An 18856-nucleotide genomic window follows, 5' to 3' on the forward strand; every position below is an offset into this window, starting at 1 on the left:
TTCGGGCCACTCGTAGGAGAACAACATGGCCGTTTCAACGGACGCCCCCGTCCGCACCGTAAAACCCGCACCCGTCCGGTCCCGCCGGCGCAGCCCGGACTCGCTGGCCGGAACCCTGGCGAAGATCGTGCTGCTTGGACTCGTGGACGCCTTTGCCGTCTATGTCCTGATGGCCCTGTTCCTCAACGAGGAGTGGGTGGTCTTCGCCGTGGCCTCAGCGGTCACGGTGATCATCAACTGGATCTATCTGCGCAGGGGCGGGCTGCCCGCCAAGTACCTGGCCCCCGGCGTGCTGTTCCTGCTGGTCTTCCAGGTCTTTGTGGTCATCTACAGCGGCTACGTGGCGTTCACCAACTACGGCGACGGCCACAACAGCACCAAGGAAGACGCCGTCGCGGCCATCTCCCTGACCGCCCAGCAGCGGGTTCCGGATTCCCCGGCCTACGCGGTATCCGTGCTGGAACAGGGCAGCGAGCTGTTCCTGCTGGTCACGGACCCGGACGGGGAGGTCCAGCTGGGCGGCGCCGAAATGCCGTTGGAAGACGTCAGCGGCGCGCAGACGGACAGCACCGGGAAAGCCACCGGCGTCGAGGGGTACGAAACCCTCGCCTTCAACGAGCTGCTGACCCGCCAGTCCGAAATCCTGGGGCTCAAGATTCCGTTCTCGGATGACCTCGACGATGGCACCCTGGCCACTGCCGACGGGTCCAACGCCTATGTCTATAAGCCGGTCCTGGTCTATGACGAGGCCGCCGACACCTTTACCAACACTGACACCGGGACGGTCTACCGGGACAGCGGCGAGGGTTCCTTCGTCTCGGACGACGGCGAGCGCCTGGCCACCGGCTGGAAGATCGACGTTGGTTTCGAGAACTTCCAGCGCGCCGTCTCCGATCCGGAACTCCGCGGTCCGCTGCTCAGCGTGATCGGCTGGACCTTCACCTTCGCGGTGGCTTCCGTGGCCCTGTGCTTCGGGCTGGGGCTCTTCCTGGCCATCACGTTCAACCACCCCACGCTCAAGGGCAAGAAGATCTACCGCGTACTGATGATCATGCCGTATGCCTTCCCGGCCTTCCTCGCCGGTCTGGTCTGGTCCGGCATGCTCAACCAGGAATTCGGCTTTATCAACGGCACGTTCTTCGGCGGCGCCTCCATACCCTGGCTCAACGACCCGTGGCTGGCCAAGGCGAGCGTGCTGCTGGTCAACACCTGGCTGGGCTTCCCCTATATGTTCCTGGTCTGCACCGGCGCCCTCCAGTCACTGCCGGAGGAAGTCAACGAAGCCGCCCGGATGGACGGCGCCGGAGCCTGGCGGATCTTCCGCTCCATCAAGCTGCCGCTGCTGCTGGTCTCCACCGCACCGCTGCTGATCTCCACGTTCGCGTTCAACTTCAACAACTTCAACGTGATCTTTATGCTCACCGGGGGCGGACCGCGCTTCCCCGGCACCAGCCAGGACATCGGCGCCACCGACCTGCTGATCACTGTGGTGTACAAGGTGGCCTTCGGCCAGGGCACCGGGCGTGACTACGGTTTGGCCAGTGCGCTGGCGATCCTGATCTTCATCATCGTGGCCGTCATCTCCGCCATTAGTTTCAGGCAGACCAAGTCGCTGGAAGAAGTGAACTCATGAGCACCTCCACCGCCCTTCCTCCCCGCCCCGCCGCCGAAACCGCCGGCACCACGCCCGTGAGGCGGCGGCGCCGCAGCTTCGGGGCCTGGTTCAAGGACACCGGCTGGCGGCACCTGGTGGGCCTGGTCATGACGGCCTTCGCCCTGCTGCCGCTGGCCTACGTCCTCTCTGCCGCGCTGAGCCCCACCGGAACGCTGGTGGCCTCCAGCGGCCTGTTCCGCGACATCGGGTTCGATAACTTCCAGGCGCTGTTCACCGACCCGCAGAAGCCTTTCGCCCGCTGGTTCATGAACACCCTGGTGATTGGCCTGGTCACCAGCGCCGCGACGGTCTTCCTCGGCGCGCTGGCTGCCTACAGCTTCTCCCGGATGCGCTTCACCGGCCGGCGCATGGGGCTGCTGAGCCTGCTCCTGCTCCAGATGTTCCCGCAGATGCTTGGCGTAGTGGCGATCTTCCTGCTGCTCTCCGAGATCTCGGACATTGTTCCCTGGCTGGGACTGGGCAGCCAGCTCGGCCTGATCATGGTTTACCTCGGCGGAGCCCTCGGCGTGAACACCTACCTGATGTACGGGTTCTTCAACACGGTGCCCAAGACCCTGGACGAGGCGGCGCGGATTGACGGAGCGGGCCATTTCCAGATCTTCTTCACCATCATCCTGCGCCTGGTAACCCCCATCCTGGCGATCGTCGGCCTGCTGACCTTCATCACCACCACGGGGGAGTTCATGATCGCCTCGATCGTGCTCAACGATCCGGACACCCAGACCCTCGCCGTCGGGCTCTACTCGTTCGTGGGGGACAACCAGTCGCGGACCTGGGGCGTGTTCTCGGCGGGCGCAGTGCTGGCCGCCGTGCCGGTGATGGCGCTGTTCCTGTTCCTGCAGCGCTACATCGCTTCCGGCCTGGTGGCCGGTGCGGTCAAGGGCTAGGGCTGGTCAGAAACCGACGACGCCGTGCGGCACGTAATGCTCCGAGAGCAGCGCCTGGTCCTCGGAGCTGAGCTCCAGGTCCAGGGCCGCGGCGTCATCATCCAGCTGCGCAGCTGACGTGATGCCGATCAGCGGGGCGGTGACTACCGGGTGGCCCAGTACCCAGGCGAGGGCGACCCGGGCCCGGGACACGCCGTGCGCCTCGGCTACGGTTCCCAGCGCGTCGGAGATCCGGCGGTCGGTTTCCTCATGGGCGCCGTACATGGAGTCGGCAAGCGAGTCATTTCCGCGGCGGCGGCTTTCCCCGTTCCATGGCCTGGCCAGGCGGCCGCGTGCCAGCGGGGAGTAAGCCAGCACGCCGACGCCTTCTTCAAGGCAGAGCGGGTACATCTCCCGTTCCTCTTCCCGGTAAATCAGGTTGTAGTGGTCCTGCATGGTGACGAAAGGCGTCCAGCCGTTCTGCCGCTGAAGGTCCAGGGCTTTGGCGAACTGCCAGGCATACGTGGTTGATGCGCCCAGATACCGGACCTTCCCGTCCCGCACCAGCTGGTCCAGGGTGGAGAGGGTTTCCTCCAGCGGGGTGGAACTGTCCCAGCGGTGGATCTGGTACAGGTCGATGTAGTCCGTGCCCAGCCGGCGCAGTGAATCCTCCACCTGCCAGAGGATGTGCTTGCGGGACAGTCCCCAGCCGTTCGGGCCCGGGGCCGCCTCCCCGTGCACCTTGGTGGCGATCACGACTTCCTCCCGGCGGGCATACTCGCGCAGGGCAACTCCCAGGATCCGTTCGCTGTCACCCGCGGAGTACACGTTGGCAGTGTCAAAGAGGTTGATGCCCAGCTCAAGGGCCCGGCGGATGCAGGCCTTGGACTCTTCCTCCCGCAGCGTCCAGGAATGGGTGCCGCGGGCGGGGTCGCCAAAACCCAGGCAGCCCAGGCCGATTGCCGAAACGGTGGCTCCGGAACGGCCAAGCTTTACGTAGCGCATCGAGTTCATGGGCCTGGCCTCCAGCTGGGCTCGGGCGGCGGGTGGTCCGGCACCGGGCCGGTACAGCCGATGCTAGGCGGTGGCCGTCTCCGGGTACAGGGGGTCTGCCCGGCGCAGGGGGCACCGACCTATACTGAGCCATGGCTACCGCGACCGACCTCCCCGCTGTGCTCCCGGCCGGAGCCGGCAGCACTGCGGGAGAGGCCCTGCTGGCCTACCTTTCGGAGCAGTATGCGGAGATGCTGCGACAGGAACTGCGGCTGCGTGCCGGAGAGACAGACGGCGTCCACAAAATGCGGGTCAGCACCCGCCGCCTCCGTTCCGTGCTTTCCAGCTACCGCGGGATGCTGCCCGGGGAACCTGCCGGGGGGATCCGGAATGAGCTTAAGTGGCTGTCCCAGCTGCTTGGGGCAGCCCGCGATGCGCAGGTGATGCGCCACCGCCTCCAGGAGCTGGTGGCCGCCCAGCCACGGGAACTGGTGAGGGGGCCGGTATCCACCCGGATCGATGCGGAACTGCTGGGCCGCTACGACGACGCGCTTGCTGCGATTCACCGTGAGCTGGACGCCGAACGGTATGCGGCACTGGTCCAGGACCTGGGGGCGCTTGTCGCGGACCCGCAGCTCACCGGCCCGGCGGGAAAATCCGCCCGAAAGGTGGGCAGGCGGCTGATTCGGCGCGACCTGCGCCGGCTGCGGAAACGCGTGGGCGAAGCCAAGCAGGAGCACGACGACGCGCAGCGGGCGGAGATCTTCCACGAGGCACGGAAAGACGCCAAGCGGCTGCGCTATGCCGCAGAAGCCTGGGTTCCGGTGGGAGGGGCCAAAGCCACAGCCATGGTGGAGGCTGCAGAAGGGGTCCAAAAGGCACTTGGGGAACACCAGGACAGCGTGGTCACCCGGGAGCTGCTGGCCGGCCTGGGTGCGCACCCCGGACGCGGCGGCAGCGGGTTCACCTACGGACGGCTGCACGCCGTTGAGGAACAGCGCACCCGGGCCGCGGAGAAGAGCTTCCGCCGTCTGTGGAAGGGTTTCGCCGGGGCACACGGCTGGTAGGCACCCCGGCGCACCTGGCTAGTCCGCAGGAACGGCGGCGGTGTCCTTGATGACGGTGTAGGCAGCCACGGCATTGGGTGCCTGCATGCCGGGAGCCTGGTCATCGGAGTGGGAAGCCTTGAAGGAATCAGACTTAAGTCAGGCCATGAAGCTCTCCCTGGAGTCGAACTCCATGGTGGAGAGGTAGGTGTTGGATGCACCTTCGGGCCGCATCAGCGTGCTGCGGCCCAGCCCCGGAACGCCTTCAAGATGGGCCATGCTGTCAATGAAGGCCTTTTCGAAGGCTTCGGCCGTTTCAGGCGTGATTTCCAGGGTGTGACTACCACGTACATGGGGGATTTCCTTTCCGGGCCCGGCTCTTCGGCACGGGCCAGTTTTGGTGACACGGTGTCAGCATACTCCTGGTGGGCCCATGGTCTGGACTCTGCGGGGCCCCGGACCTACCCTGCCAGTGAGGCGCTTGCAGGCCCGTTCCCCGGATGATGAGCGCCGCCACCGACGGAGGAATCCGATGGAATCTCCCTGGGCGCCGCTCCGCAACAGGTGGTTCCTGATCCTGTGGCTGGCGCAGCTGGGATCCAACCTCGGCAGCTGGATGCAGACCGTCGGGGCACAGTGGTACCTCGTGGAGACCGGGGCCAGCCCTGTGCTGGTCTCGCTGGTGCAGTCCGCATCAATGGCCCCGGCGCTGCTGCTGGGGCTGGTGGCCGGAGTCCTTGCCGACGCCTTCAACCGGAGGCGGCTGATCCTGGGCAGCAACCTGTTCGCAGCCGGCGCCGGCTGCCTGCTCACCGCGGTTGCCGGGCTGGGCCTGCTGGGTCCGGATTCACTGCTGCTCTACACATTCCTGATCGGCTGCGGCGTTGCTCTCAGCTCTCCCGCCTGGCAGGCAGTGACTCCATCGCTGGTGCTGCGCGAACAGATCAGGTCAGCGTCAGCGCTCGGGTCCGTGGCAGTCAACGCCGCCCGGGCCGTGGGTCCGGCCCTGGGCGGCGTGCTGGTCTCGGTTGCCGGACCGGCCTTCGTCTTCGGGCTCAACGCACTGTCCTTCGCCGGAACGGCGCTGGCCGTCTTTTTCTGGCGCAGTGCTCCGCAGAGTCCTGAGGACCGCGAACACGTCGGCGAGGCGCTGGCGGCCGGAATACGTTACATCCGGGCGGCCCCCCGGATCCGGCGAATCCTGCTGCGCTGCGTCCTGTTCCTGGTTCCAGCCAGCGCCCTCTATGCGCTGCTCCCCGTGGCCGTGAACGGGCATCTGGGCCTGGGGTCCTCCGGCTACGGCCTGCTGCTCGGGGCGCTGGGCGCCGGAGCCATCCTTGGGGTGGCACTCCTCGTGCGGACCCGCAGGGTCTTCCCGGACACCGTGCTGCTGGGAGTTTCCGCCGCCGTTTTCGGTGCGGCAACATTCTCGGCGGGCTACCTGCCGCCCCTTCCGCTGGGAATCCTGCTGGTCCTGGCCGGAATGGCCTGGATCAACACGCTTTCCACGCTGAACAGCGCCATGCAGCTCACGCTGCCCGAATGGGTGAGGGCCCGGGGGCTTGCCGTGTACCTGATGGTGCTCACCGGAACGCAGGCGCTCGGATCGGTGCTGTGGGGCTCGCTGGCCACAGCCTTCGGCTACGCACCAGTGCTGGCCGGCGCCGCCGTCGTGCTCCTGCTGGTTGCCGCCAGCGTGCTGCCGCTGCCGCTGCTGCCGGGCACCGGGCAGCTGGACCGCAGCGTTCCCGAACCGGACCTGGGCCTGGAAGTTGAGTCCGAGCCGGATCCGGGGGCCGGGCCCGTGACCATCCTGGTGGCGTACGAGCTTGACCCGGAGAAGGCTTCGGAGTTCGTTGGCGCCATGCGCGAAGTGCGGCTTTCCCGGCTGCGGACCGGGGCGACCACCTGGGAGCTGGTGCACTCTGTCACGGACTCGAGCCAGTTCCGGGAGGTTTATGACGTTCCCACCTGGCGGGAGTACATGCGCCAGGAGCATCAGCGCCTCACCGGGGCCGACCGGCAGAATATCGACCGCGCCGCCGGGCTGGCGCAGGAGGAACCGAAAACGCGCTGGTTCCTCCCGGCCGATGCCTAGTCCTGCTCCCCGTCTGCGGCAAGGGCGGCCCGGACGGCCGGAGCCACCTGGGTGCCGTAGAGCTCAATGCACTTCATCAGGTTTTCGTGGGGCAGCCTGCCCAGGCTGTACTTCAGGTCGAACCGGGACAGATCCAGCGTCCGGGCGGTCCGGATGATCTTGTCCGCAACCGTCTCGGGGGAGCCGATGAACAGGGCACCGTCGGGGCCGGCGCCGGCCTCGTACTCGGCTCGGGTCACCGGCGGCCAGCCGCGCTCGCGGCCAATGCGGTTCTGCATCTGCGCGTAATGCGGCCAGGCTTCGTCCAGGGCCTGCGCATCCGTGGCGGCAACATAGCCGGGGGAGTGCGCACCGATGGGCAGGGCCGGCTTGCCGAATTCTTTGAGCGCGCGCTTGTAGAGCGAAACGAACGGGGTGAACCGTGCGGGTTCGCCGCCGATAATGGCGAGCATCAGGGGCAGGCCGTAATGCGCGGCGCGCACCACGGACTGGGGAGTGCCGCCGACGGCGATCCAGGCGGGGATCTGCCCGTCCTGTGTGGGCGGGTAGACCTGCACGCCGCGCAGCGGCGGCCGGAAGCTGCCCTCCCATGTCACGGGCTCTTCGCGCAGCAGCTTGGTGAAGAGGTCCAGCTTTTCCTCGAAGAGCACTTCGTAGTCGGACAGGTCGAAACCGAACAGCGGGAAGGATTCGGTAAAGGAGCCGCGTCCCAGAATGACCTCTGCCCGGCCGCTTGAAACCGCGTCCAGGGTGGAGAACCGCTCGTAGACACGGATCGGATCGTCGGAAGAGAGAACCGTCACGGCGGAACCGAGGCGGATGCGGCTGGTCTGGCCGGCAATGGCCGCCAGCACGGTCTCCGGTGAGGACACCGCGAAGTCATCGCGGTGGTGTTCGCCGATGCCGATGAAGTCCAGGCCCACGGAATCTGCCTGCACTGCCTCGGCCACCACGTTGCGGATGACCTCGGGCATGGTCAGCTTCGCTCCGTCCCCGTTCTGCGTCACGTCTCCGAACGTGTCCAGTCCCAGTTCAATGTGCTGTGCCACTCAAGCCGCCTTCGTCGTCGTACATATGCGTATGCATCTATTGTTGCGCACAACCGCGGCGGGACGCGGGCTATTCCCGCACCGCGTGGCTGGCGCCACCCGGCACGCCGGGCGGAGGCCGTACGGGGTGCGGGCACCCGGCGGATAGACTTGGAAACGGCCCGGAGCCGGTGCTCCGTGCGGGGGCGGAAGAATGATCCACCAACGAGGACTAGTTGAGGAATTTTGCGAGACTTTAGTGCACGCCTGGCCACCGCTGAAGAGGTTGCGGACTGGGACAAGCTCGTCCAGTCCAACCCCAACGGCGGCAACGTACTGCAGTCCGCTGCCTACGCTGAGGTCAAGTCACACCACGGCTGGAATCCGATCTACGTGGTCTTCAGCTGCCCGGAGTACACCTCCTACAACCTGGCGATCGAGAAGAAAGTCCCGCTGCTGGGCAGCCTCTGGTACCTGATCAAGGGGCCCGACGCCGCTGCCCCGGAGGACGTCCCAGCCATGGCCCGGGCACTGGGCCGGTTCATCAAGGAAACCGGCCGCCGCGTCTTCGCGCTGAAGGTTGAGCCGGACATCGTGGATGGCGACGAGGTCCGGGAGCTGTTCGCTTCCTCGGGATTCGTCAAGACGTTCAACCTGCAGCCCAACGACTCCACCGCGCTGCTGGACACCACCCCGGACACCGAGCAGATCCTCAAGAACATCTCCTCCCGTGCCCGCAACGCCGTCCGCCGGGCCATCCGCGAAGGCGCCGACGTGCGCCGGGTGGAACCCACCGAAGAGAACATGCGGACCATGTACAAGCTCATGAGCCACATTGAGGACCGCTCCGATGCCCGGATGCGCTCCTACGAGTATTACCAGCGGTTCTGGTCCAACTTCGTGGCCGCAGGCCAGGGGCGCTTCTACTTCGCATTCGATGAGAACGGTGAACCCAACGTGGGTGCCTTCGTCATCGCGTACGGCAGGAAGGGAACCTACAAGGACGGCGGGTCCAAACCGCGCCGCAGCCAGTACGGTGACTCCCACCTGGTGCAGTGGACCGCGCTGACCGAGCTCAAGGAAGACTTCGGGATCGAGGAATACGATTTCTGCGGCACTCCGCCCAGCAGCGAACTGAAGAACAAGGAACACCCGCACCACGGGCTGGGCCTGTTCAAGACCAGCTTCTCCAAGACCGTTACCGACTTCACCGGCTGCTGGGACCTGGTGCTGGATCCGCTCCGCTACCGGATCTGGAACACCATCGGTGAACGCGTGACGCGCCAGATCTACTGGCGGCGCCACCACCAGCCGTTCTACTAAACCGCATTCACCAGGAGGGAAAGCAGGGGTGGACACCGTGGACAACGACGACGACCGCCGCAGGCCTGCGCCCACGCCCGAGCCGGTGGCGGGGCTGATTCCCATCATCAAGGTGCCGGGGCGCCCGGAGGAGGAAAGCGGCCGGCGAAGCGGCGCTGCCCCGGTTCCGGAGGCATCAGGCGTCAAGACTCCTTCGGCTGCCCTTCCGGCGGTTCCCGGGCCGGGCGGGCTGCGGAGCACCAAGCCGAAGCCTCCTCCGGCCACGTCCAGCGTGCCGCGGATGCCCAAGGGCGCCTCGAAGTCCGGGGCCGCCCGCAAGGCTGCCGGCGCCGATCCCAAGGCCGGCCGTCCGGCAGGGACTACACCGCGGACGGGCAAACCGCGTGCCCGGAAGACCTCGCCGCGCCAGCACAGTCCTTCTGCACAGCGGGCGGACTCATCTTCTGCTGCCGCGCGGCGCGTACTCAAGCGTCTGGTGCAGGGCGAGACCCCTCCCACCCAGGCGATGTCGATCGTCGAGCGGCTGGCAGGCAGCCCCTACGCCAACCCCCGGGTCCGCTCCGGCGGCCCGGACGCCAGCGCCCGCAAGACCCTTGACCTGGCACTGGGCATGGCCGAAACCATGTTCCGCTACGGGGCAGGTGCGCTGGAAGTGGAAACGGCAATGATCGCCGTTACTGCTGCGTACGGGCTGGAGAACATCGAAGTGGACATCACCAACCAGTCCGTCCTGCTCAATTACTCACCGAAGGACCAGACGCCCATCACCGTGATGCGGGTGGTGCGCTCCTGGACCAACAACTACGCCGGACTTGCCCTGGTGCACCGGCTGGTAACGGACATCGTTGACGGGAACGTCTCCCGTGCCGAGGCATCGCAGCAGCTCAACGCAATCGTGCACCAGCCCAAGCCGTTCCCGCGCTGGGCCGTAACCTTCTCGGCCGGCCTCTTCGCGGCCGCCATCGTCGCTTTCATCGGCGGCAGTCCGCTGGGCTCAGCGGTCGGGTTCGCCAGCACCATCCTGGTCAGTCTGGTCCAGCGGGTGCTGGGCCGGTGGCGTGTTCCGGACTTCTTCACCACCGCTGCCAGCGGCTTCCTCGTCACCGCGCTGGCCATGCTGTTCTGGTGGCTGGACGCCACGGATGCAGCCAACCTGGACATAGCCCCGGGAATCGTGGTCGCCGGCGGCATCCTGCTAATGCTGCCCACTGGCCGGCTGGTCTCCGCGGTACAGGATGCGATCAACGGCTTCCCGGTCACCGCGGCCGGACGCTTCCTCTCCGCGTTCCTGACCTTCGGCGCGATCGTGGCGGGCATCGCCGTCGCGCTGGTAGCAGGTGCGCTGGTGGGGATGCCCAGGCTTGAAGTCACTGAAGTTGCGTCCTCGCAGTATCCCTTCGCGGTCACCCTGCTGCTGCTCGCCGTTGCGCTGGCCACGATCAGCATCACGGAACAGTCGCCCGCGAACCTGGTACTGCCCACGGTACTGATCGGGGTGGGCGGATTCCTGGTGTCCGTGGCCGCGGAAACCGCCGGAATCGGGCCCAGGCTTACGCCGGCGATCGCGGCGATCGTCATTGGCATGGCGTCGCGGATCGTGGCGCTGCGGATGGGTGCGCCCCAGCTGGTGATCGCCGTCCCCGCGATTCTGTTCCTCTTCCCCGGGCTGAGCATCTTCCGCTCCATGTACGGGCTGAGCATCGGACTGGATGACATATCCGCCGGGGTGATCGGCCTGTTCAATGCCCTGACCGTCATTCTCGCCATCGCCGGGGGCGTTGTCTTCGGCGACAACCTCGCCAGGCCGCTGACTCGGAACCTGAACGGCAACGACCGCCGTAACCGGCGCCGCTGAACCGGCGCTAGAGGATTTTCCCGGCCGGAGTGCGCTTCTCGGCCTGGAAAGTATCCTCGGTTCGTCCCTCAGCCCAGTATCCGGACAGGGAGACGGCGCCGCGTTCGAGCTTATGCCGGGAGAAGAATATATCCCGGAGGGCCTTCATCGCCTCGCGCTCACCGTGGGCAAAGACCTGCACCTCGCCCTCGTGCCAGGGGAGCGCATCGAGGGCCGCGACCAGCAGCCGCCCGGCCGGCTCGCCTGCCCCGCGGTACAGCCAGGTCACCACGAGTCCCTTGGGCGCCGCCAGCGGCAGGACGTCCTCCGGGCCTTCCACTTCGATGAAGGCGTGGCCAACGGCGTCCTTCCCGAGGGCCTCGAGAGCGGCCGCAGTAGCTGGAAGCGCGGACTCGTCAGCAGCAAACAGGTACCAGTCTGCGGCGGGATCGGGGGCAAAACCGCCGCCCGGACCGCCGAATGTAAGCACGTCCCCGGGCTGGGCCGAGTTCGCCCACGGGCCGGCGAGGCCTTCGTCACCGTGGACCACGAAGTCCATGGCAAGTTCGCGGCGTGCCATGTCCACCCAGCGGACCGTGTAGGTCCGTGAGACCGGCCAGTCCTCACGCGCTGTCTGCTCCCGCAGCTCTTCCAGCGGAATCGAACCGTCCAGGGGCCTGCCGTCACGGCCGAACCAGATCTTGCAGTACGCATCCGTGCTCGCGCTCGGAGTGAAAGTGTCGAACCCCGGTCCGCCGGCAACAATACGCACCATATGGGGTGAGAGCTGTTCGCGCCGGAGCACGGTCATGGTGTGCGTAGGCCGGGCGCGCCGGGCAGGTGCCGGCATGCGGGTTGCGGGGGCATCAGGCATTGCGGTGTTTCTCCTCGAACGCGGTCGTTGTTCTACCGTACCCCGGGCAGCCGCCAGTCAACCGGCGTCGCACCCTGCTCCTCCAGCAGGGTGTTCGCGCGGCTAAACGGCCGGGAACCGAAGAAGCCGCGGCTCGCGGAGAGCGGACTGGGGTGCGCCGACTCGATCAGCGGAATCTCGCCGAGCAGGGGTGCCAGCGACTGTGCCTGCCGCCCCCAGAGGATCGCGGCCAGGGGCACCGGTGAACCGTCAGGACGCCGCCGCCCCGCCAGCGCGCGGACGGCGAGTTCGGTAACGGGCTCCCAGCCGAGGCCGCGGTGGGAGTTGGCCTGGCCGGCGGTTACCGTCAGTGCGCGGTTGAGCAGCAGCACGCCCTGGTCTGCCCAGGCGCTGAGGTCCCCGTGCGCTGCCGGCTCAATGCCCAGGTCTGCGTGCAGTTCCTTGTAGATGTTCACCAGTGAACGCGGCAGCGGCCGCACCGAGGGGCTGACGGAGAAACTCAGCCCGACCGCGTGGCCGGGGGTGGGGTACGGATCCTGGCCGATGATCAGCACCTTCACCTGTTCCATGGGGAAGGCAAATGCCCGGAGGATCTTGTCCGGCGCCGGCAGGACCTGCTCTCCGCTGCTGATCCTGCGCTGGAGTTCATCGCCGATGCGGTGGATCCGCTCCGTTTCTGGAGCCAGCGCACCGGCCCAGTCGCGGGCCATGATCTCGGCCAGGGAGCTCCCGGAGACAAAGGGGACCGGTCCCTGCGCCTGCGGGCGGCCGGTGCCGGCACCGTCGAGGTCGAAAAGGGCGGGGTCGTGGCTGCTGTTCACCCTTCAAGTCTCACCGACGGCGGCGCAGGAACCCAGCCGGCGGGGCAGGGTGCCTGAATGACAACCGTGTTATTCCGGTTTACGATTGCCTAAGGAAGCAGACTCTTTGCCTGGACCGTGCCTGCGTGCGTTCGTGTCCGGGCGCACCGGGAAACGGGGACAGAAGATTGGCAGGATCAGCCGAAGCCGAGGCGTTTTCACTCGACGGCGCGGTCGATCCCCAGAGTCCCCTGAGTGAGCGCGACCAGCAGATGCTCGCCCTTGAGCGCTCCTGGTGGAAGTACTCCGGAGCCAAGGAACAAGCGATCCGCGATCTCTTTGGCATGTCAGCCACAAGCTATTACCAGGTCCTCAACGCCCTGATCGACACCGAGGAAGCCCTCGCGCACGATCCCATGCTGGTAAAGCGGCTGCGTAGACTGCGTACTACACGCCAGCGCGCGCGTACAGCCCGCCGCATGGGCACCGACGCCTAGGGCAATTCCCCTTACACAAGGACAGACAACGCAGCCATGAGCCAATACCCCAGGGATGAGTTCGACAAGGTCCCGGAGACCTCGACCCGCCAAGGCGTTCACCGCGAGCGGCTTATTCCGGCGCGCTCCAGCGGAGTGGGCCTGATCATCACGGTGGGCGTCCTTGCTCTCCTGGTGGGCCTGGCCGCCTACTTCGTCCTTCCCCGGCTCGGAATCGGTGCAGGCAGCAGTGCCACCCCTGCGGTTTCGGAATCGACCACCCCGGCCGCGGAAGAATCACCCTCTGCCAGCCCCAGTGCTTCCCCGACGCCGTCAGCCACGCCCTCGCCCACCCCCACCCCGGAGCCGACGCCGGAGGCCGTGGAAGCGGACCGGACGCAGCCCGTGGTCGTGCTCAACGCCAGCGGAGTGTCCGGGCTGGGGGCGGGAATCTCCGGCCGGATCGGTGCAGACGGATGGACGACGGCGCAGGTCGGCAACTGGGCTGGCATGCCCATGCAGACATCGGTCATCTTCTACAACGGTGAGGCACAGCGCGCCAACGCAGAAGAGCTCTCGGCGCTGCTCGGCATCGCGACCATTACCGAGTCGCCCGAGTTCTCTCTCGTCACGGTTGTTGCCGGACCCGGGTTCCAGTAGGCGTTTAGTTAAGACTCGATAACTATCCCCCTGCCCCGTGGGTGAAGCCGCGGCCGGTGGCTAAAGTAAGGGCCAGCCATCCGGGGTAAGCAGGCAATCCACCTGTAGCTCCGGGCTGGCTGCTGCCGTGGGACACCATCGCGGCAGCGGAGCCTAAAAGGGGAGAATGAGTATGGCGCAGGGGATCGTCAAATGGTTCAACGGGGAAAAGGGCTACGGCTTCATTACCGTTGACGAAGCCCAAACTGATGTTTTCGTCCACTGGTCCGCGATCCAGTCCGCCGGCTACCGGACACTGGAAGAAGGCCAGCGGGTCGAGTTTGAAATTGGTGAAGGACAAAAGGGGCCGCAGGCCGAAGACGTCCGGACGGTCTAGGCAGCAGAACAGGCCGCCGGAACAGAAATGAAGTGAGCCGGTGCCCACGGGCACCGGCTCACTGTCTTGTCTGGTCCATGTTCCGGGCCTGCAGGTTTACTCCCGCAGCGGAACTCCACGGGCATCTGTCCGGAAAGACTGTGCACCGGCAAGGATCATGATCCCTTCAACGAAGCCCCAGATGGCGCCAAAGCCGAAAGTGAAGAGCGTGACCAGCAGCTGGACGATTCCCAGCGTGGTGAAGCCGAGATAGAACCGGTGGATTCCCAGTCCGCCAAGGAATATGCCGAGAAGACCCGCGGCCAGCCGCGACTTCGGCTCGGCCCACCCGTAATAGGGTGCCGGTGCGCCCTGGGGGTACCCCTGCTGATATCCCTGCGGGTAACCCTGCTGGTATCCCTGCGGGTAGCCGGGCTGGTAGCTGCCGGGAGGAGGGCCCTGCTGGTAGGAGGGCTGGCCGCCCTGCGCGTAGTCACCCTGGTAGCCGGGCTGCTGGCCCTGCGGGTAGCCGGGCTGCTGTTCAGCCTGGGACGCTGCCGGATGCGGTGCCTGGCCGGGTGAGTATTCGCCCGGCGGCCTGCCGTACGGCGGCGGAGCCGCGCTGGCGCCGTGGGCCTGCGGTGTGCGCGGCCGGTCAGCCTCTCCGTCCGGGGGAGAAGGTTGGTTCGGGGGCTGGTTGGGCTCCATGGCCTGCTCCTAGGCATCGTCGATTGATGGGCACCAGGCCGCGGCATAACCGGGGCCGTGCAGACACCAATCTACGCTGGCCTGCTGCGATCCGGCGCGCAGCGCGGCAGATTAGTCCGGGGCTTTTTGCCCGGAGGCGGCAAACGGAGCACGGCACCGGTCACAGGGGGCCGTGACTGCTTGCACTCGAAGGTTGGGAGTGCTAATTATTGACTTAGCACTCTTGCGGACTGACTGCTAAGTCAGCGGCGTTGAGTGAACCAGCAAGCCACTGGGGTGAGGGACCGGGATGCTCGTAAAGAGATCGCGCATTCTGTCCCGTCCGTCGCGGGCACTCCAGCCAGGAATGCAACATCCAAGCATGACTGTTCCGGAAGGACGATAGCCGTTATGGCCAAGATCATTGCATTTGACGAAGAGGCACGCCGCGGCCTCGAGCGGGGCCTGAACACCCTCGCCGACGCCGTCAAGGTCACCCTCGGCCCGCGTGGCCGCAACGTCGTACTCGAAAAGAAGTGGGGCGCTCCCACGATCACCAACGATGGTGTTTCCATCGCCAAGGAGATCGAGCTGGACGACCCTTACGAGAAGATCGGCGCTGAGCTGGTCAAGGAAGTTGCCAAGAAGACTGATGACGTCGCAGGCGACGGCACCACCACGGCAACCGTCCTGGCGCAGGCACTCGTCAAGGAAGGCCTGCGCAACGTCGCAGCCGGAGCCGACCCGCTTGGCCTCAAGCGCGGCATCGAAAAGGCCGTTGAAGCCGTTACGGCTGAACTCCTCGCTTCCGCCAAGGAAATCGAGACCAAGGAACAGATCGCTGCCACGGCTTCCATTTCCGCCGGTGACAAGCAGATCGGTGACCTGATCGCCGAAGCCCTGGACAAGGTGGGCAAGGAAGGCGTCATCACCGTCGAGGAATCCAACACCTTTGGCCTCGAGCTTGAGCTGACCGAGGGTATGCGCTTCGACAAGGGCTACATCTCCGGCTACTTCGTCACCGACGCAGAGCGCCAGGAAACGGTTCTCGAAGATCCGTACATCCTGATCGTGAACTCCAAGATCTCCTCCGTGAAGGACCTGGTTGCAGTCCTCGAGAAGGTCATGCAGTCCGGCAAGCCGCTGCTGATCATTGCCGAAGACGTTGAGGGCGAAGCCCTGGCCACCCTGGTCGTCAACAAGATCCGCGGCACCTTCAAGTCCGTAGCCGTCAAGGCTCCGGGCTTCGGCGACCGCCGCAAGGCCCAGCTGGCTGACATTGCCATCCTTACCGGTGGCCAGGTCATCGCTGAAGAAGTTGGCCTCAAGCTTGAGAACGCCACGCTGGACCTGCTCGGCAAGGCACGCAAGGTTGTTGTCACCAAGGACGAGACCACCATCGTCGAAGGTGCAGGCGACCCCGAAGAGATCGCCGGCCGCGTCAACCAGATCCGCGCCGAAATCGAGAACTCGGATTCCGACTACGACCGCGAGAAGCTGCAGGAACGCCTGGCCAAGCTGGCCGGCGGCGTTGCAGTCATCAAGGCCGGCGCCGCAACTGAAGTCGAGCTCAAGGAACGCAAGCACCGCATCGAAGATGCCGTGCGCAACGCCAAGGCAGCCGTCGAAGAAGGCATCGTTGCCGGCGGCGGCGTCGCCCTGATCCAGGCCGGCCAGAAGGCTTTCGCCAACCTGGTCCTGGAAGGCGACGAAGCAACCGGCGCCAACATCGTCAAGGTTGCGATCGACGCTCCGCTGAAGCAGATCGCCTTCAACGCCGGCCTCGAGCCCGGTGTTGTTGCTGACAAGGTCCGTGGCCTGGCCGAAGGCTTCGGCCTGAACGCCGCCACCGGCGAGTACGAAGACCTGCTGGCTGCCGGCGTCAACGACCCGGTCAAGGTAACCCGTTCCGCGCTGCAGAACGCGGCTTCCATTGCCGGCCTGTTCCTCACCACCGAAGCAGTCGTTGCCGACAAGCCCGAAAAGGCTGCACCTGCAATGGGCGGCGGAGACGACATGGGCGGCATGGGCGGAATGGGCGGCTTCTAAGCCCTCATTCCCGGCCGGTTCGTCCGGCTAAGCGCCATCAGCCAGGAGCGCGGTACCCTCGGGTGCCGCGCTCCTGCCGTATCCGGCAGCGCCCGCGGGGAGACTAGCGCATAAAGAGTGCCGTGTTGGCCGCCTCCGTATCCGCATACTGGGCCGAGGCATACGCAAGGGCCTGGTTAATGCTGGCCAGTGACTCCTCCACCCGGGCCTGGGTAGCTCTCCAGTCCGTGATGAGCAGCTGGAAGTTCGCTGAGGCCTGTCCCTGCCAGGACTCGCCCAGTGCCGCCAGCCCCGCCTGCATGGTGTTGACGTCCGCCTGAAGACGCTCGATTGTGCCGCGGACTTCTGCGCTCTTGGCCGCCAGGACATCGCTGTCCACGAAAAAACCTGCCATGGGTACCCTCCCGGTTCCGCAGGACGGCCCTGTGCTGTCCTGAGGGGAAAAACGGTAGGCGAGGGCCGGTCAGGCTGCCCCTGCAGCACATCCGCGGTGTGTGCAGATCCGGCCGCAGCGCGCGGACCTGCCAGGCTGTGCAGGAGGGCATGCGGCACGGCATAGAAAAGGCAGGGCGCAGGAAACGGCGCCCGGACGCGTGCGGGGAACCGTGCCGGCCTAGTCCTTCGCGGACCCCTCGTCCTCGCTGGACTCGTGGTCCCGGGCACCGTCGGGGGAAATATACGGAAGCCGGATGGACATGGTTGCGCCGCCGCCTTCGGTTTCGGTCAGCCGGACGGTGCCGTCGTGCTGGGCCACCAGGGCCGCGACGATCGCCAGTCCCAGACCTGTTCCTCCGGTTTCCCGGTACCTCGAGGAATCCGCCCGGTAGAAACGCTCGAAGACCCGGGCCGCGTCCTCCTCCGAGATGCCCGGACCGTGGTCGCGGACTTCCAGGACGGCATCCATACGGTCGTGGATCACCGGAGCCACCCCCACTGCAACCTCGATCGGGCTGCCGGCAGGGGTATACCGCAGGGCATTTGTCATCAGGTTGGCAACCACCTGCCGCAGCCTTGCTTCATCACCCATGGTGGGAGCGCTGCGCGGGGAACTGCCGTCCAGGCCGATGACCCGGATCTCCCGGTCCGGTGCGCTTGCGCGGGCGTCCAGTGCGGCGTCGTTGCCCAGGATCATCAGGTCCACGGGGCCGTACTCCAGCGGCCGCTGTTCATCAACGCGTGCCAGCGTCAGCAGGTCTTCCACCAGCTGGCCCATGCGCTTAGCTTCACTCTCGATGCGGCCCATGGCGGCACTGACGTCTTCAGGCTTCTGCAGGGCCCCCTGCCGGTACAGTTCCGAGAACCCCCGGATGGTTACCAGCGGAGTCCGCAGCTCGTGGGAGGCGTCCTGCACAAAACGCCGCATCTTCTGCTCCGAAGCGGTCCGGGCAGCGAAGGCCGTTTCGATGTGTGCCAGCATGGCGTTCAGGGATCTGGAGAGCCGGCCTATTTCAGTGGCGGGATTGCCCACCTCAACGCGCCGGGAGAGATCGCCGGCGGCGATGGCAGCTGCCGTCTTCTCAACCTGGCTCAGGGGCCTGAACTGGCGGGTCACGGCCCAGTAGGCAATACCGGTGGCGCCGAGGGTGCCCAGCAGACCGACCGAAAAGACCAGAGAGGCCGCTTCATCCACCGTTTCAGCCACGGAGTCCAGCGGCACGGCGACGGCAATGGAGCCGGGGAAGTTGGCGATGTGGAAAACCATCACACGCCAGCCCTTGCTGCCCGGCGCCGTGCCGGGCACATCGAAACCGCGGCCGCCTTTGGCATCGACGTCTGCCGCGGTCAGATCGTCAATGACCGGGGTGTCGAAGGTTGGCTCGGAATGGGTCTCGGGTCCGTGGGTCCCGTCCTCGTTGAGGTACAGGCCATAGAACCGGAAAAGCGAGGCATCGGTGGAGGGGCTGCCTGACACCAGGTAGCGGGATATGGCGCCCGCATTGTCCTGGATGTCCGTATCAAGACGGCTGATCAGGATCTGGCGCAGCACATAGATGGTGGCAAGGCCCGTGATGGTCACCGTGACGACCATCAGCACGGCCATGATGACCACCAGCTGCGAACGCAGCGAGGCGGACTTCCAGCGGCGGAGCAA

At 66.2% G+C, this 18856-nt stretch carries 18 protein-coding genes; 10 read left to right on the forward strand and 8 right to left on the reverse strand.

The features are described 5' to 3' along the window. Nucleotides 1-25: 25 nt before the first annotated feature. Together NGB94_RS05100 and NGB94_RS05105 are read left to right on the forward strand one after the other, a co-directional pair. Nucleotides 26-1633, forward strand: a complete 1608-nt coding sequence (locus NGB94_RS05100; RefSeq protein WP_325789516.1) for an ABC transporter permease subunit — start codon at nucleotides 26-28, stop codon at nucleotides 1631-1633. Beyond that, nucleotides 1630-2562, forward strand: a complete 933-nt coding sequence (locus tag NGB94_RS05105) for a sugar ABC transporter permease (protein WP_325789517.1) — start codon at nucleotides 1630-1632, stop codon at nucleotides 2560-2562. The genes NGB94_RS05100 and NGB94_RS05105 overlap by 4 nt, the downstream gene beginning before the upstream one ends. Before the next feature lie 6 nt (nucleotides 2563-2568). On the opposite strand, the gene NGB94_RS05110 is transcribed toward NGB94_RS05105, so the two are convergent. Then, a complete protein-coding gene (locus tag NGB94_RS05110) occupies nucleotides 2569-3546 on the reverse strand; it encodes an aldo/keto reductase (RefSeq protein ID WP_325789758.1) in 978 nt (325 codons plus the stop codon). 140 nt (nucleotides 3547-3686) lie between these two features. On the opposite strand from NGB94_RS05110, the gene NGB94_RS05115 reads away from it, so the two are divergent. Next, the gene (locus NGB94_RS05115; RefSeq protein ID WP_325789518.1) at nucleotides 3687-4601 is read left to right on the forward strand and encodes a CHAD domain-containing protein; all 915 of its coding nucleotides are present in this window, start codon (nucleotides 3687-3689) and stop codon (nucleotides 4599-4601) included. A gap of 138 nt (nucleotides 4602-4739) precedes the next feature. Here the strand turns inward: NGB94_RS05115 and NGB94_RS05120 are convergent, their stop codons facing one another. Further along, entirely contained in the window at nucleotides 4740-4940 is a 201-nt protein-coding gene (locus tag NGB94_RS05120) for an antibiotic biosynthesis monooxygenase family protein (RefSeq protein ID WP_325789759.1), read from the reverse strand. A 172-nt stretch (nucleotides 4941-5112) separates the two neighbouring features. Here NGB94_RS05120 and NGB94_RS05125 point away from each other — a divergent pair, with 172 nt between their 5' ends. Then, nucleotides 5113-6678 carry an MFS transporter gene (locus NGB94_RS05125; RefSeq protein WP_325789520.1) on the forward strand — a complete coding sequence of 522 codons (1566 nt, stop codon included), beginning with the start codon at nucleotides 5113-5115 and terminating at the stop codon, nucleotides 6676-6678. Here the strand turns inward: NGB94_RS05125 and NGB94_RS05130 are convergent. Next, nucleotides 6675-7727 (reverse strand): LLM class flavin-dependent oxidoreductase, encoded by a 1053-nt coding sequence (locus tag NGB94_RS05130; protein ID WP_325789522.1) that lies wholly within the window; start codon nucleotides 7725-7727, stop codon nucleotides 6675-6677. The genes NGB94_RS05125 and NGB94_RS05130 overlap by 4 nt on opposite strands. A gap of 225 nt (nucleotides 7728-7952) precedes the next feature. On the opposite strand from NGB94_RS05130, the gene NGB94_RS05135 reads away from it, so the two are divergent. Both NGB94_RS05135 and NGB94_RS05140 read left to right on the forward strand, forming a co-directional pair. Beyond that, nucleotides 7953-9029: a lipid II:glycine glycyltransferase FemX gene (locus NGB94_RS05135; RefSeq protein WP_325789523.1), complete on the forward strand. Its 1077-nt coding sequence runs from the start codon at nucleotides 7953-7955 to the stop codon at nucleotides 9027-9029. A 280-nt stretch (nucleotides 9030-9309) separates the two neighbouring features. Further along, complete coding sequence (locus tag NGB94_RS05140) at nucleotides 9310-10884, forward strand: threonine/serine exporter family protein (RefSeq protein WP_325789760.1); 1575 nt, start codon at nucleotides 9310-9312, stop codon at nucleotides 10882-10884. A gap of 7 nt (nucleotides 10885-10891) precedes the next feature. Here NGB94_RS05140 and NGB94_RS05145 read toward each other — a convergent pair whose 3' ends face one another. Further along, nucleotides 10892-11737, reverse strand: a complete 846-nt coding sequence (locus NGB94_RS05145; RefSeq protein WP_325789524.1) for a siderophore-interacting protein — start codon at nucleotides 11735-11737, stop codon at nucleotides 10892-10894. Between the two features lie 32 nt (nucleotides 11738-11769). Further along, nucleotides 11770-12558, reverse strand: coding sequence for a uracil-DNA glycosylase (locus NGB94_RS05150; protein ID WP_418910610.1), 789 nt, complete (start codon nucleotides 12556-12558; stop codon nucleotides 11770-11772). 167 nt (nucleotides 12559-12725) lie between these two features. Here NGB94_RS05150 and NGB94_RS05155 point away from each other — a divergent pair, with 167 nt between their 5' ends. The 3 genes from NGB94_RS05155 to NGB94_RS05165 all read left to right on the forward strand — a co-directional run bounded on the left by NGB94_RS05155 (nucleotide 12726) and on the right by NGB94_RS05165 (nucleotide 14049). After that, on the forward strand, nucleotides 12726-13034 hold the full coding sequence (locus NGB94_RS05155; RefSeq protein WP_325789525.1) for a DUF3263 domain-containing protein: 309 nt from the start codon (nucleotides 12726-12728) through the stop codon (nucleotides 13032-13034). A gap of 36 nt (nucleotides 13035-13070) precedes the next feature. Beyond that, complete coding sequence (locus tag NGB94_RS05160) at nucleotides 13071-13673, forward strand: LytR C-terminal domain-containing protein (RefSeq protein ID WP_325789526.1); 603 nt, start codon at nucleotides 13071-13073, stop codon at nucleotides 13671-13673. A 172-nt stretch (nucleotides 13674-13845) separates the two neighbouring features. Continuing rightward, entirely contained in the window at nucleotides 13846-14049 is a 204-nt protein-coding gene (locus tag NGB94_RS05165) for a cold-shock protein (protein WP_066301805.1), read from the forward strand. 96 nt (nucleotides 14050-14145) lie between these two features. On the opposite strand, the gene NGB94_RS05170 is transcribed toward NGB94_RS05165, so the two are convergent. Next, entirely contained in the window at nucleotides 14146-14736 is a 591-nt protein-coding gene (locus tag NGB94_RS05170) for a TM2 domain-containing protein (protein ID WP_325789527.1), read from the reverse strand. Nucleotides 14737-15126: 390 nt separating this feature from the next. On the opposite strand from NGB94_RS05170, the gene groL reads away from it, so the two are divergent. Next, a complete protein-coding gene (gene groL / locus NGB94_RS05175) occupies nucleotides 15127-16764 on the forward strand; it encodes a chaperonin GroEL (protein ID WP_325789528.1) in 1638 nt (545 codons plus the stop codon). A gap of 103 nt (nucleotides 16765-16867) precedes the next feature. Here the strand turns inward: groL and NGB94_RS05180 are convergent, their stop codons facing one another. Together NGB94_RS05180 and NGB94_RS05185 are read right to left on the reverse strand one after the other, a co-directional pair. Continuing rightward, a complete protein-coding gene (locus NGB94_RS05180) occupies nucleotides 16868-17158 on the reverse strand; it encodes a WXG100 family type VII secretion target (RefSeq protein WP_325789530.1) in 291 nt (96 codons plus the stop codon). A gap of 219 nt (nucleotides 17159-17377) precedes the next feature. Further along, nucleotides 17378-18856, reverse strand: coding sequence for a HAMP domain-containing sensor histidine kinase (locus tag NGB94_RS05185; RefSeq protein ID WP_325789531.1), 1479 nt, complete (start codon nucleotides 18854-18856; stop codon nucleotides 17378-17380).

Origin of the sequence: Arthrobacter koreensis (assembly GCF_035792275.1) — a bacterium.
GTDB classification, from domain to species: domain Bacteria; phylum Actinomycetota; class Actinomycetes; order Actinomycetales; family Micrococcaceae; genus Arthrobacter_B; species Arthrobacter_B koreensis_A.

What these genes read in the sequence shown, in the direction of transcription:
- NGB94_RS05100 (WP_325789516.1), top strand. Translation starts at nt 26, where the DNA reads ATGGCCGTTTCAACGGACGCCCCCGTCCGCACCGTAAAACCCGCACCC.
- NGB94_RS05105 (WP_325789517.1), top strand. Translation starts at nt 1,630, where the DNA reads ATGAGCACCTCCACCGCCCTTCCTCCCCGCCCCGCCGCCGAAACCGCC.
- NGB94_RS05110 (WP_325789758.1), bottom strand. Translation starts at nt 3,546, where the DNA reads ATGCGCTACGTAAAGCTTGGCCGTTCCGGAGCCACCGTTTCGGCAATC.
- NGB94_RS05115 (WP_325789518.1), top strand. Translation starts at nt 3,687, where the DNA reads ATGGCTACCGCGACCGACCTCCCCGCTGTGCTCCCGGCCGGAGCCGGC.
- NGB94_RS05125 (WP_325789520.1), top strand. Translation starts at nt 5,113, where the DNA reads ATGGAATCTCCCTGGGCGCCGCTCCGCAACAGGTGGTTCCTGATCCTG.
- NGB94_RS05140 (WP_325789760.1), top strand. Translation starts at nt 9,310, where the DNA reads ATGCCCAAGGGCGCCTCGAAGTCCGGGGCCGCCCGCAAGGCTGCCGGC.
- NGB94_RS05145 (WP_325789524.1), bottom strand. Translation starts at nt 11,737, where the DNA reads ATGCCTGATGCCCCCGCAACCCGCATGCCGGCACCTGCCCGGCGCGCC.
- NGB94_RS05160 (WP_325789526.1), top strand. Translation starts at nt 13,071, where the DNA reads ATGAGCCAATACCCCAGGGATGAGTTCGACAAGGTCCCGGAGACCTCG.
- NGB94_RS05165 (WP_066301805.1), top strand. Translation starts at nt 13,846, where the DNA reads ATGGCGCAGGGGATCGTCAAATGGTTCAACGGGGAAAAGGGCTACGGC.
- NGB94_RS05170 (WP_325789527.1), bottom strand. Translation starts at nt 14,736, where the DNA reads ATGGAGCCCAACCAGCCCCCGAACCAACCTTCTCCCCCGGACGGAGAG.
- groL (WP_325789528.1), top strand. Translation starts at nt 15,127, where the DNA reads ATGGCCAAGATCATTGCATTTGACGAAGAGGCACGCCGCGGCCTCGAG.
- NGB94_RS05180 (WP_325789530.1), bottom strand. Translation starts at nt 17,158, where the DNA reads ATGGCAGGTTTTTTCGTGGACAGCGATGTCCTGGCGGCCAAGAGCGCA.